Origin of the sequence: Dickeya aquatica (assembly GCF_900095885.1) — a bacterium.
GTDB lineage: Bacteria > Pseudomonadota > Gammaproteobacteria > Enterobacterales > Enterobacteriaceae > Dickeya > Dickeya aquatica.
On record NZ_LT615367.1, the window covers coordinates 516,588 to 529,177 of the forward strand.

Sequence of the window (12,590 nt, forward strand, 5' to 3'; positions counted from 1 at the left end):
TAGGTCAATGTGTTTTTTTTACGGTGATGAGCGAATTAGTTTTGACTGCGTTTCGCGTCTCCAGTCAGTTGGACGCGTGCTGATAAAAGTACACCCAGATTGCAGGGTGGTTGTTTCAGCACCCAAGGATGCTGACGATCATGCAGTACTGAATGCGGTGAAAAAGCGTGGTCGTTGGATATATCAACAACTACGTGATTTTCGCCAGCAGCGTGAATACATCACTCCACGGCAGTACATTAGCGGGGAGAGTCATTATTACTTGGGTAAGCAATATCTGCTAAAGGTTCTTGAAGAGCCATCAGGGATACAGGGCGTCAAGATGTTGCGCGGCAAACTGGAGGTGACGCTACACCAGAGAAACGCAGCAAAGGTTCGGCAGTTGCTTGTGGATTGGTACAAAACCCGAGCTAAAGAGGTTTTTTCCAGGCGATTAGAGGCGATGCTGGAACAGGCATTATGGGTAAGTGAACGTCCGCAACTACACCTTTTAACGATGCAAACCCAATGGGGAAGTTGCTCTCCTCATGGTCGGTTGACGCTCAACCCCTATTTGGTCAAAGCCCCCCGTGAATGCATTGATTATGTGATTCTACATGAACTGTGTCATATCGCTGAGCATAACCATAGCGAACGCTTTTATCGGCTAATGGGACAGGTGATGCCTGCATGGGAAATAGTAAAAACACGTCTGGATGGGATGGCCGGGGTGATTTTTTCTGATTTATGATGTGGGGATGAGATTTTCCCTAGGGCAGCAAAATGGGTAACAGTGGTGTATATGTTCACCGTCCTCATAAGTTGGAAGTACACTTGGTTGCTGAGTAACCAACTAATTTATAGCTGATTGGTTTGATAACCAATCCAATAAAAACATTATCAGGGATGTTTCCATGGCCGTTCCTACCTACGATAAATTTATTGAGCCAGTACTCCGCTATTTGGCAGGTAAACCTGATGGCGTACCGGCTCGTGATGCGCACGAAGCCGCTGCTGAAGCACTTAATCTTGATGATAATCAGCGGTCAGAAGCAATTGCCAGCGGTCAATTAGTTTATAAAAATCGGGCTGGTTGGGCACATGACCGCCTGAAGCGAGCCGGGTTATCGCAAAGCTTATCCAGAGGCAAGTGGTGCTTAACGCCAGAAGGAGTTAATTGGGTACATGCCCATCCTCTGCCACTCACTGAAGAGGAAGTGAACTATCTGGCGCTTGATTTTATGAACGTGAAGCTTAAGCAGCAACCTGATGCTGTCGATCTTGATCCAAGACCAGCCATACTGAACCAGGAAGAGCTGGCAAAAAGCAGCCCGGACGATCGTCTTGATCAGGCGTTAAAAGAGCTGCGAGACGCAGTTGCTGATGAGCTGTTGGAAAATCTGTTACAAGTATCCCCGACACGTTTTGAGGTTATCGTTCTGGATGTCCTTCATCGTCTGGGATATGGCGGGCATCGGGATGACCTGCAACGCGTAGGCGGCACCGGTGATGGTGGTATCGACGGTATTATTTCGCTTGATAAGCTGGGGCTGGAAAAGGTTTACGTACAGGCTAAACGCTGGCAAAACACCGTTGGCCGTCCAGAACTGCAAGCGTTCTATGGTGCGCTGGCCGGACAAAAGGCGAAACGTGGTGTGTTTATCACCACTTCCGGTTTTACTTCTCAGGCGCGAGATTTTGCCCATTCCGTTGAAGGCATGGTTCTGGTTGATGGTGAACGTCTGGTTCATTTGATGATTGAAAACGAAGTCGGTGTTTCTTCACGCTTGGTTAAAGTGCCCAAGCTGGATATGGATTATTTTGAGTAATGAGTGAATCTGAGCCGGAGCGATGGCTCCGGCTATTGGTTTAGACGGCTTTTTTGAGTGCTTTCTGAATGGTTGACCTTGGTTTAATGCCTCCAGGTCAAGCTTTAACTGCTTGCATGTGTCGATGGAGGATTACCCTCCGTAGAGGAATTAAGTTCGTAGTAAATTGTCAATTGTCGCAGGCTTGATATCTCAAGGTTGATAACGGGCTTGCCTGCTCGAGCTTTTCTTTCGGAGACATCCGGGTTTAACAAAAATACACGAAAATACCTCACATCTTTTGTTCCTAAAATTTCATCAACATCATTCCCCAATGAACAGAAGATACTCATCCATCATGTGTGTCAGCAGGGCATTCTCGTCCTGACGTTTGTTCAGCCAGACACCAAGCTCCCCCGGTGTTTTACGCTTCAGATTCTCCTGCCAGTCTTCCAGCGGCGCGCCTAGCATTAAATCGTACCAGCACAGCCAGACGAGTTTGTATCGGTATTCCGGTGAGCTGAATTGCTGAAACAGGCTAATTAGCTTATTCGCCAGCGAGCGCTGCTTCAGGCGAATGCACTCGCTCAGTAAAATACCTTCCAGCATTGGATGTCGCAGCAGCAATAGTGTTTCTGTCTCCAGGCTGATGTTCAAATCGGTAGCGATTGATATTGAGGGCGGAGAGGGCTGCTGGTAAATCAGGCGATACAGAGATTGTGGCACAACGGCATTCACCTGGCCGATGGTTGGGTAATACAGGCTGGCAATCATCAGGTGATGGCTGGCCTGAATGTTCGGGTGGCACATGCCATTAAGTATGGCGAGTCTGGTAATGCCGTTCAGCCAGCGCTGGTAATGGGTCAACAGGCTGTGATGACGTGTTTTTGTCTCTTGCATATTAAGAATCCTTGAAGGTTTACCCACCTCTGGCACCGTGCCGGACACGCGCAGCATGGTTCAGAAAGTAAAATGGAGGTCATTGTGATACTCGGGATTGTTCTATACGGCGCTGGAGCCAGGCTTCCACTTCACTTTGCAGCCAGCGGGAGCGGCGACCAAATTTGATGGGGGGCGGAAATGCGCCGTCCTGAATCAGCTTGTAAAACCATTTGTCGGTTAATCCGGTCAATTTGGTGATAAACGCCATATCGACGAATTGATCTTTGAGCAGGCTGGGTTCACTGGTCATGGTGGTATTCTCCGGCTGGGTGATGGATACCAGAGTCGGTGGTTATCTGATGCTCCAGCCGACTCCGCCATACCAACCGGTCACGCTGTAAAAAAGATCTTCGGTGCAGGAAAATCTCCGTCAGCGCTGGCTGCAACCAAAAGCCCGGAGATGGTCCTCGTGGTGCTTGGTTGCGTTTTTTGCCATATACCTGAGCCGAAACATCAGGCTGGAATAGGCCCGCTCACTCTCTTCGCTGTTTACATCGAGCCAGTAGCAGGGGTTCTCAGGAAAATGCACCAGTGACCGGGCCAGTGGGGTGTCCGCAACTTTCATTCCCAATGCCCGGTTCCAGGCCGCAATGATCATCGTTGCCAGATTGGTGTCATCTGACAGGTAGTGCCCTGGTGACTGGTAAGTATCTTTATTCAGTAACAGCACCACATGGTAATGGGGTTTGTTACCAAACCAGTCAAATTCACGGCACCAGATATAGCGCAAATCAGTTTGGTGCACCCGAATGCCTGACTGCATTTTTCGATACCTTTGTGCTTCGAGCTGAGACGCTAATGACGCCATAAAGCGGCTGATAACGTTATTGCGTATTGCCATGCCTGATATATCGTCCCTGTCAGGAATGTGTAAATCTATTCTCAGCGCCAGTGTACGGGGGTGTGCCCTTAGCGCTTTGTGAAGGGTTTCCTCGATTCGGGCGACATAATGACGACATAGCGGCCCATAGGTTTCATCAACAATGATATCTCTGTTCATCTCTCATCACTTCTTTGGGTTAAAGACATAGTGAGCGGAGATGATGTAAAAATATTATCAGGAGACTGTTCTGGTAAATGCGAGGGGTATTGTCTTAGGGTGTTATTCGAATACTGTTTTTGATATGAAGTGAAGAATGGAAGTATATATATTACCAATCCGACAATTATGATTACTCCCTTTTATCCCCCCGGTTCAATAAAAGCCTTATCAGATGCACCACGGTTAGCAGATAATCTGGAGATAAATTTTCGGATGGTTACTCTGAAGTTAAGGGTTGCACAGTGTTTTTACTTTTCCAACTGTCATGATATTACGACGGTTGCTGGTTTTTGACTCCGTGCATTCGCCCCGAATCACTGCCCATATGGTGAAAACCGTCAATGACGGTTCATGTGGATAATCGGCTGACCGGCATACCTGACCACACCTCGCCACCATACTGGCGTTTGCCGTTCTCTCGGCTTACCGAGAGGCGATTTTCTCCGCATGAAGTCTTCCCATAACGCCCTGCCACGGCCTCTTTGTGATGCTTCCCGTTGTTTATGGTCATCAAAATTTTATTCTTTCAATATTTTGTTTTTAATTTATTTTTAGTTAAGGTTAATAACCTATTCTTGTTGGTGACGCCCACATGCGGCAGTGCGGAAAGCACCCTGGCTGCTTTCGGGTGAACGCCTTGAGTCGTGGGTGATAGGGAAAACGGTGGGAGAATTTTTTACGATGGAAAAGCACACCAGGATTTGTTCATTCAGTATCAGGAAAACCACGCTGGAGGCATTGGATGGGTACGCCGCTGCCCGTGGTAAACGATCGCGATCCGAGCTTGTCAGTGAATTGCTTGATTTTGCCATTGACCAGAAAAGGCACCAGCATGATGAAGAGAACATTCCCGGTGATGGCATCATTCCCGAAAAAATAAGCATTAAATGGTATGAGTCTCTGTATTTTAACTCGTTACGGGATTATTTTTATTCCGGTGATTGCTGGTTTGAGATTCGTCTTCACGGTATTAGCGTATCTGAGGAGGGGGAGATCGAAGAATATGACAGCCTTGTTGATAAGCTTAACGAGTTTTATGAGGGGCTGATAAACGATCTCAATGTGAAACTGGGAAAAGATTCAGATCTGGCGAGAACATTTATTGGGGCTATTAAAAGTGATGATGTGAAAATCCTGGCGGTAAGGGTACGGGGGACGCAGGAATATATTCCAGGGGTGGGGCCAGTTTGCAACGTCGTTTATGCGGTCACGCTGGTCAATGTCAAAGAAAATACGCATTCAAAAGATCATTTTTATCTGGATTATCACGCTATTCAGGTATTGGATGTGAGGGAAATTGGCCGGGCACCACTGAGTACGTTGGTGAGGAAAAAGAATAAACAGTTAGCACCAGGCTATCTCTACTGGATGCCCATCACGATTTTTCAAAACAAGATGCTTGTTATGGGCGTGAGAAGACGCGCGTTATCTGACCAGGCCATTGCGCTCGTGAAAATCGATGATGTGATAATGGTAACAAACCAGGCAATACGCGTAAAAAAGAACAGAAAATAATACCGGGCTTTAAAAGTGACGGTGAACCCAAAGCCCTGCTTTAAAATATTTTCAGACAGATATCATCTCCCCGAACCTTCCCCTTAACGGCAGCGCCTCACGGTGCTGCCGTTTGTGTTTACCGAGGACATGATATGAATCATCAGGATGGGCCTGCGCCGTTGCGTCAGGCGTTGTCGGGGTTGCCGGAGTGGGTGACAGCGCAAATCTGGCAGCATATCCGGCAGTTGACCCACTACGAGCCGGTTATCGGCATCATGGGCAAGACCGGTGCAGGCAAGAGCAGCCTGTGTAATGCGCTGTTTGCCGGTGAGGTGTCGCCGGTCAGCGATGTGGCGGCCTGTACCCGTGGGCCGCTGCGCTTTCGCCTTAACGTGGGTGAGCGTTGTATGACGCTGGTAGACCTGCCCGGAGTCGGTGAAAGTGAACGGCGTGATGCGGAGTATGCCGCGATGTATTGCCAGCAACTTCCGTATCTCGATCTGGTGCTGTGGCTTATCAAGGCCGATGACCGGGCGCTGGCGGTGGATGAGCACTTTTACCATCAGGTGATTGGCGAAGCCTGGCGGCACAAGGTGCTGTTTGTGGTCAGTCAGGCGGACAAGATTGAACCCACTGAGGGCGGCGTGAAGGCGTTGTCTGCCACACAGCGGCAGAGCCTTGCGCGCAAAATCACCCTGCTGCACACCCTGTTTTTGCCGGTGCATCCGGTCTGTGCGGTTTCGGTGCGGTTACGCTGGGGCTGTTCGCACATGGCGGCGCTGATGGTGGCAAGCCTGCCGCGCGAAGCCAGCAGCCCGCTGGTCACACAGCTACAGCCGCCCCTTCGTAGCGAACGTGTCACTCAAAAAGCCCGCGATGATTTTGCCGATACGGTGGGCAGCACGCTCGATACCGTCAGCCGTCTGCCGCTGATACCGGCCACGGTGCGCACGCTTATCCAGACGCTGCGCGATACCGTGGTGTCCGTGGCCCGCGCCCTGTGGGCGGTGTTCTTCTGAGCCGTTAATTCTGCATTACCCATCCGTTTTCCGAGCCCGGTCGCCTGTGCGTCCGGGCTTTTTATTTTCAGCTATCTCAAGGAGTCTGCCATGACCCGTCTGGCCTCGCGCTTTGGCGCGGCAAACCTGATCCGCCGTGACCGCCCGTTAACCCGCGAAGAGCTGTTTCGCACCGTACCCAGCGTGTTCAGTGAGGAAAAGCATGAGTCCCGCAGTGACCGATACACTGACATTCCGACGATTACCCTTCTGGATAATTTACAACGTGAAGGCTTCCAGCCGTTCTTTGCCTGCCAGACCCGCGTGCGCGACGACAGCCGCCGCGAGCACACCAAACACATGCTGCGCCTGCGTCGGGAAGGGCAAATCACCGGCCATCAGGTGCCGGAAATCATCCTGCTCAACAGTCATGACGGCTCCAGCTCGTACCAGATGCTGCCGGGGATGTTCCGGCAGGTGTGCCAGAACGGGCTGATTTGCGGCGAAAGTTTTGGTGAGGTGCGGGTGCCCCATAAAGGCGATGTGGTGGGCCGGGTGATTGAAGGCGCGTATGAGGTGCTGGATACCTTTGAGCGCATCGGGGAAAAGCGCGATGCCATGCAGTCATTGCTGTTACCGCCTCCGGCGCAATCCGCGCTGGCAAACGCCGCCCTGACGTACCGTTTTGGTGAGGCGCATCAGCCGGTGACGGCAGCGCAAATCCTGACGCCGCGCCGCTGGCAGGACGACCGGCAAGACCTGTGGACTACCTTTCAGCGTATTCAGGAGAACCTGATAAAGGGCGGGCTGCCCGGTCGCAACCCGCAGGGGAAACGGGCCCGCACCCGTGCCGTCAGCAGCATCGACAACGATGTGCGGCTCAACCGGGCGCTGTGGGTGCTGGCGGAAAGTCTGCTGACGCAGTGTCAGGGGGGAGCATGTTAACCGCGAGTTAAAATTGGACACACCCTGTCCGTTTCACTTTGGTTTGAAGGTCTGTTTCTTCACCAACATCAACGGAAACCTGCATGATATCTGTGTTTATCCGTAAGTGAAAAATAGTCGTTGAACTGTCCATATCCTGTCCGCCCCCCTCTTTAGAATCACCTTCATATTCTGTCGGTTAATCATCACGGAGATTTACATATGACACAGGCAGAGCGCCGCCATGACCGGCTGGCTGTCAGGCTGTCACTGATAATCAGCCGCCTGGTTGCCGGTGAAACGCTGAATATGGCCCGGCTGGCTGCCGAGTTTGGCGTGTCAATCCGCACCTTGCGGCGGGATTTTCGCGAGCGGCTGATGTATCTGGACCTGGAATACAGTCAGGGGCATTGCCGCCTGCGCACCCTGGGTGGTGGAGTACAGGGGGCGCTGGATGCCCTGACCTTTGCACACCGGGCCGGACTTGCCGATATTTTTCCGGGGCTGGACCGGCGTCTGGCAGGTACGTTACTGACTGCCGGAGGGATGCCCTGTCTGGTTTGGCAGCCACCACAGGCAATGTCCCCCGGCAGCTCACTGGTGTTTTATCGGCTGGTTAGTGCCATTATCGCGTTTCAGCGGGTTCTGCTTCTGGCCGACGGGGAACGCTGTGACGGACTGGCACCGTACCGCCTGATATCCCTCGATGGTCGCTGGTATCTGACCGGCGAACTGAACGGGCATATCACTGTTCACCTGCTGACGGCCATTCATGCTGTAACGGTATTGAACACCACCTTTATCCCACGAAAGCGCCTGAGCCACTTAACCACACAAGCGGGTTTTATCCAGGCACTTCCGCACTTTGGCTTTATTCGTACCGTTCTATCACCGGCACCATCTGAAAAAATCAATGAGGACTCAGCCAGTTAAGTCTGAATCCTTATTGGGGTATATCTGTAGATGATAATAAAAGTTAATACATTTTAAGGATGTCACAATGAAGAAAATACTGGGTACGATGATACTGGCCGGTAGCCTGATATTAACTGGCAACGCTCATGCCTACGATATTACGGGTAATGTGAAACACTGGATGGCAATGAAAGAGAGCGGCTGGACTTCCGCTGACGGTTATGACGATGACAGGATGATGAATGCATTGGGTTTTAATGCCGCCATGATTGGTTATTATCCGTGGACTCATACATTTTTAATCCGCAGGGACTACGATACAGCGTTGTTCCTGGCTGACAAAAAAAGCAAAACTGTTCGCCGCCTGAATCTCAAAACGGCCAGTGGTTATAATTCTGACCTTGATGTGGTGTATCAGGGAGAGGATAACGGCAAAGGCTGCTATTTCAGCGTTATAGATACTCAAGCCCAGCTTGAGCTCATCAATCAAAAAGCAACCCCCCAGGTGTTAATGGTCCTTCCTGAACAGTGCATTGATAAAAAACAACTGGCAGCCATTAAAGCCCGACAATCAGAAAGGGATCGCCAGTTACAGCAATGGGTAGCACAACAGAGTATGAAAGAACTCTGTCGTCGTAACGGAAATTGTTGATATTAGTTTTTTCAAATCTGGGGGAAATATGAAATATAAACATCACGCGCTGCTGTTTGCATTATCTTGTATTGCAACAACGGCTCAGGCCATACCAAATATGTGGACCAGCGGCTTTGGGATGGGCGTTTCAGAATACATGATCACCAGCCCGGAAAAGGTCGTTTTTAATCTCAACTGTACGACTAATCCAGACAATCAAAATGTATTACAACACCATGTGCTTATCACGCTGCCTGATGGTAGAGGGGCGGATTCGCATGACGAGAAAACAGTTATAACCGTGGTGGTGGACTCTCGGCTATTTCCGCTCCCTTCTTCTCTGGGGTGGCGTAACGCAGATAATGCATGGGAGAGATTTATTACCGCGTTAAGTCATGCCGCAACGTTTGATGTTTACGTTAATGACCAAAAAATAGGCCACTTTAATCCAGGGCTTAAAAATACACAGCAGGAGCTGGAGGGTATTCGCCACTGTATCAATACTGCCGCTTAAACGTCACTTGCCTACCCCGATGGTGCCCTTGTTGCTCATGCAACAGGGGCATTTTGTTTTTAGGGATCACGTTATGTCTGAATTATCACCGAGTTCGCCGTTGTCTGAGCACGAACAACGGATTATACGCCGGGCCCAGCGCCTGCTGGAGCGCCACCTGCGCCAGCCGGGCGAGCAGTTTACCGCCTCCTCCTATACCCGAATGTGGCTGCAACTGCATCTGGCTCCGCTGGAGCGGGAGGTGTTCATGGTGCTGTTTCTCGATAACCAGCATCGCCTGATAGACCGGGAAATCATGGCGCTGGGCAGCATCAACCATGTCGATATTCCCATCAGAGAAATCGTCAAGGCGGCCCTGCGCCACAACGCGGCAGCGGTGATCCTGGCGCACAACCACCCATCCGGCCATGCCGAACCGAGCACGCCAGACCGGGCGCTTACCGAACGGCTAAAAAGCGCTCTTGAGCTGGTGGATATCCGCACGCTGGATCATCTGGTGATTGGCGGCAATCAGGTGGTGTCGTTCGCCGAACGCGGCTGGCTGTAATGCCTTTCGCTGTCATTCCATTAACCTGTCAGGAGAAAAGTACCTTGTCATTATCGGATGCCCCGGAATGGGGGCTTGAACACACCCTGAAACCGCGCTTTGGAGCCCGGCTGGTACAGGAAGGGTGTCACCTGCATTTTCTCGCCGATCGTGCCGGTGTGACTGGCACCTTCAGTGCAACCGTGGCCTGCCATCTGGAACACCGTTTCCCACTGATGGTGAAACAACTGGAGCAAAAGCTTGTGACCGGTGAGCTCGATCCCTACCGACAGCAACGCGTCACGCTGCATGACGGCATACTGACCTGCGAGGCCGATACACTGGGCAGTGCGGGCTACGTCTATATCACGATTTACCCGACCACGGTGGCCACACCGGCAACTGCATTCCCTTCACCTTAATCGTTTATCTTAAGAGAGCCTATCCATGGAAACACCATCCCCCTCCCCGGCGCGGGAGGCATCGTCATGCCTGTCACCTGTAAATGTCTGGCAACAGTTATTAACTTACCTGCTGGACAAGCACTACGGGCTGACGCTCAACGACACGCCGTTTTGCGAGGAAGCCGAGATCCAGGCCCACCTCGACGCCGGAGTTTCGCTGCCGGACGCCGTGAACTTTCTGGTGGAGCGCTATGAACTGGTGCGTATCGATCGCAGCGGTTTTAGCTGGCAGGAGCAAAAACCGTTTCTGAACGCGGTCGATATTCTCCGCGCCAGACGCGCCACCGGCCTGCTCAAGCCATAAAGACTGCGAGCAGCTTTCCAGTCACACAACACCAAACCGATTAATCCTTCCCCCGATGCATAATGCGCCAGCCTTACCGGCTGGCGCATTGGCTGTGATGTATGGACAACACACTATGCAAACTGAACCCGAGGTGTTAACCGGCCACACCGAGCTGATTGGCTCGACCAACATTGCGCGTATCGTCACTGGACGTGATGCCGCGCTGCAACAGATAGAACAGCTCATTACCCGGTTACAGGCTATTTCAACGCTAACGGCGACTATCGGTGGCGGCACCGCTGAAGACTGGGCATTGAAGCCAGGGCATCGCTATGATTGCTGGCTGACAGAAACGCCTGACAAGGCGATGCCAGCCATTATCCGCACGCTGGACAGCCATATCTGGCGCGACCTGATGCTGAAATCCGGCATGTTGTCACTGATGGACGCACAAGCCCGCAGCCAGTGGCATAAGAATCTGGACGAGGGCGATCTACCGACCATCAGCGAGGCCAATATTCTCAGCACGTTTGAACAGCTTCACCAGAGCAAGCGGGAGGTATTCGAACGCGGGGTGATTAACGTATTCAAAGGGTTATCATGGGATTACAAAACCAACCATCCTTGCTACTTCGGTAAGAAAATCATCATCAGTAATCTGGTGACGTACCACCGTTGGGGTTTTGGCCTGAACTGGGGCTGGCGACGCGATCAACTGGCCGATCTGGAGCGGATGCTGTCCTTGCTGGATGGCAAACCCATTCCTGATAACCGGGGCGATGTGACTATCCGGCTGATGAACCATATTCGCGATAATCCTCATCAGCAAGAATACGAAGATGCGTATTTTAGTGTGCGTTACTTTCAGAAAGGCACCGGGCACCTCATCTTTAAACGCCCTGACTTGATCGATCAGATGAACGACATTATTGCCAAACATTATCCGGGGATGTTGGCGGCGAGGTGAGCGTATGACGTAGCAGGGATGCTTGATGCTGTACTTGTCACTGGTAGTGGTACTAACAAAATTATGCTATTTTAATAAGTGTTATTAATTTTTATTAAAAGGTGATTTCCATGGGACAGCCCGCAAAACAGACTATTAGTGCTCAGATACCCGCCGAGCTTGCTGCTGCGGTTGAAAGCCTGGCTATTGAATTGGATAGGTCGAAAAGTTGGGTGATTAAAGAAGCATTGACCGCAATGATCGAAGAGAGAGAACGTCAGCATCAACGGATTTTGCAAGGCCTTGCTGATGTTGATGCTGGAAGGGTGGTAAACCATGCTGATGTTCTCGATTTTGCCAATAAACTGAAAAAGTCGTAATCAATGGAAATACTTTGGACACAAAAGGCACAGGATGACCTAGAGCGCATTTATCGGTTTGCCAGCCAGTACAGTCGGCAGCATGCTGACGATGTGTTAGATCGCCTGTTCATCGGAACAACAGAGCTTGTTGATCATCCAAGAATCGGTGTATCTCAGACAAGATATGAACCCCGTGAGGTGAGAAAAATTCTGTTTGATGATTACGAGGTTCACTATGAAATTCAGCACAACACTATTTATATCGTCGATTTGTGGCATACACGAGAAGATCGCTGAATTATCGTTATCTTCGATAAGTATATGAAGGAGAACATGACGATGAGAGATCGTATTCAGTCTAGGCTGAAGAGTTCCACGCGTTATGTCTTCACTCGTGATGACTTCAAGGATATTGGCAGCTATGCCCAAGTTGGCAAAGTATTACGTAATCTGGTCAGTGAAGGTGTATTACTGAAGGTGGGCTACGGGGTATACACCAAAGCTCGTCAAAATAGTATTACTGGCAACATCATGCCTTCCGCACCAGGGGGATCTTCAGCCGTGATTATTGAAACTTTAGAGTGTTTAAATGTCCCTTATCGTTTCGTTGGTGCAACGGCAGCGTATAACAGCGGGAAATCCACGCAGATTCCTGTGTCTCTGGAAATAGAAACCCCGCTGAGTTTTAAAAGAGTGCTTAGCGTAGGGAACAGTAAATTAAATGCATGATGCTCTGGTGCAATGATATTGTCA

Annotated in this window: 18 protein-coding genes; 15 read left to right on the forward strand and 3 right to left on the reverse strand. The window is 50.7% G+C overall.

The window, feature by feature from the left end:
- Positions 1 to 7 precede the first annotated feature (7 nt).
- Entirely contained in the window at positions 8 to 730 is a 723-nt protein-coding gene (locus DAQ1742_RS02330) for a M48 family metallopeptidase (protein ID WP_035339548.1), read from the forward strand.
- A gap of 163 nt (positions 731 to 893) precedes the next feature.
- The gene (locus DAQ1742_RS02335; protein ID WP_012883150.1) at positions 894 to 1,808 is read left to right on the forward strand and encodes a restriction endonuclease; all 915 of its coding nucleotides are present in this window, start codon (positions 894 to 896) and stop codon (positions 1,806 to 1,808) included.
- 303 nt (positions 1,809 to 2,111) lie between these two features.
- Here DAQ1742_RS02335 and DAQ1742_RS02340 read toward each other — a convergent pair whose 3' ends face one another.
- The 3 genes from DAQ1742_RS02340 to DAQ1742_RS02350 form a co-directional block, all read right to left on the reverse strand.
- On the reverse strand, positions 2,112 to 2,687 hold the full coding sequence (locus DAQ1742_RS02340; RefSeq protein ID WP_035339549.1) for a hypothetical protein: 576 nt from the start codon (positions 2,685 to 2,687) through the stop codon (positions 2,112 to 2,114).
- Positions 2,688 to 2,766: 79 nt separating this feature from the next.
- Positions 2,767 to 2,979: a helix-turn-helix transcriptional regulator gene (locus tag DAQ1742_RS02345; protein ID WP_027711460.1), complete on the reverse strand. Its 213-nt coding sequence runs from the start codon at positions 2,977 to 2,979 to the stop codon at positions 2,767 to 2,769.
- A 120-nt stretch (positions 2,980 to 3,099) separates the two neighbouring features.
- Positions 3,100 to 3,729, reverse strand: coding sequence for an inovirus Gp2 family protein (locus DAQ1742_RS02350; RefSeq protein WP_027711459.1), 630 nt, complete (start codon positions 3,727 to 3,729; stop codon positions 3,100 to 3,102).
- A gap of 705 nt (positions 3,730 to 4,434) precedes the next feature.
- Here DAQ1742_RS02350 and DAQ1742_RS02355 point away from each other — a divergent pair.
- From DAQ1742_RS02355 to DAQ1742_RS02415, 13 genes are all read left to right on the forward strand, one after another.
- Positions 4,435 to 5,286 (forward strand): CopG family ribbon-helix-helix protein, encoded by an 852-nt coding sequence (locus DAQ1742_RS02355; protein WP_232046580.1) that lies wholly within the window; start codon positions 4,435 to 4,437, stop codon positions 5,284 to 5,286.
- A gap of 134 nt (positions 5,287 to 5,420) precedes the next feature.
- On the forward strand, positions 5,421 to 6,287 hold the full coding sequence (locus tag DAQ1742_RS02360) for a GTPase family protein (protein WP_180706219.1): 867 nt from the start codon (positions 5,421 to 5,423) through the stop codon (positions 6,285 to 6,287).
- Positions 6,288 to 6,377: 90 nt separating this feature from the next.
- On the forward strand, positions 6,378 to 7,211 hold the full coding sequence (locus DAQ1742_RS02365; protein ID WP_180706220.1) for a DUF932 domain-containing protein: 834 nt from the start codon (positions 6,378 to 6,380) through the stop codon (positions 7,209 to 7,211).
- A 201-nt stretch (positions 7,212 to 7,412) separates the two neighbouring features.
- A complete protein-coding gene (locus DAQ1742_RS02370; protein WP_035339553.1) occupies positions 7,413 to 8,123 on the forward strand; it encodes a transcriptional regulator in 711 nt (236 codons plus the stop codon).
- A gap of 67 nt (positions 8,124 to 8,190) precedes the next feature.
- Positions 8,191 to 8,757: a hypothetical protein gene (locus DAQ1742_RS02375; protein WP_035339554.1), complete on the forward strand. Its 567-nt coding sequence runs from the start codon at positions 8,191 to 8,193 to the stop codon at positions 8,755 to 8,757.
- A 28-nt stretch (positions 8,758 to 8,785) separates the two neighbouring features.
- Positions 8,786 to 9,253, forward strand: a complete 468-nt coding sequence (locus tag DAQ1742_RS02380) for a hypothetical protein (RefSeq protein ID WP_051123993.1) — start codon at positions 8,786 to 8,788, stop codon at positions 9,251 to 9,253.
- A gap of 73 nt (positions 9,254 to 9,326) precedes the next feature.
- The gene (radC, locus tag DAQ1742_RS02385) at positions 9,327 to 9,800 is read left to right on the forward strand and encodes a RadC family protein (RefSeq protein WP_035339555.1); all 474 of its coding nucleotides are present in this window, start codon (positions 9,327 to 9,329) and stop codon (positions 9,798 to 9,800) included.
- Entirely contained in the window at positions 9,800 to 10,201 is a 402-nt protein-coding gene (locus tag DAQ1742_RS02390; RefSeq protein WP_051123994.1) for a type IV toxin-antitoxin system YeeU family antitoxin, read from the forward strand. The genes radC and DAQ1742_RS02390 overlap by 1 nt, the downstream gene beginning before the upstream one ends.
- A gap of 25 nt (positions 10,202 to 10,226) precedes the next feature.
- Complete coding sequence (locus tag DAQ1742_RS02395) at positions 10,227 to 10,547, forward strand: TA system toxin CbtA family protein (RefSeq protein ID WP_180706221.1); 321 nt, start codon at positions 10,227 to 10,229, stop codon at positions 10,545 to 10,547.
- A 115-nt stretch (positions 10,548 to 10,662) separates the two neighbouring features.
- Complete coding sequence (locus tag DAQ1742_RS02400; protein WP_180706222.1) at positions 10,663 to 11,496, forward strand: DUF4942 domain-containing protein; 834 nt, start codon at positions 10,663 to 10,665, stop codon at positions 11,494 to 11,496.
- Between the two features lie 110 nt (positions 11,497 to 11,606).
- The gene (locus tag DAQ1742_RS02405; RefSeq protein ID WP_012883160.1) at positions 11,607 to 11,855 is read left to right on the forward strand and encodes a CopG family ribbon-helix-helix protein; all 249 of its coding nucleotides are present in this window, start codon (positions 11,607 to 11,609) and stop codon (positions 11,853 to 11,855) included.
- A gap of 3 nt (positions 11,856 to 11,858) precedes the next feature.
- Positions 11,859 to 12,134 (forward strand): type II toxin-antitoxin system RelE/ParE family toxin, encoded by a 276-nt coding sequence (locus DAQ1742_RS02410; RefSeq protein ID WP_012883161.1) that lies wholly within the window; start codon positions 11,859 to 11,861, stop codon positions 12,132 to 12,134.
- 36 nt (positions 12,135 to 12,170) lie between these two features.
- Positions 12,171 to 12,566, forward strand: coding sequence for a DUF6088 family protein (locus DAQ1742_RS02415; RefSeq protein WP_035339559.1), 396 nt, complete (start codon positions 12,171 to 12,173; stop codon positions 12,564 to 12,566).
- Positions 12,567 to 12,590 lie beyond the last annotated feature (24 nt).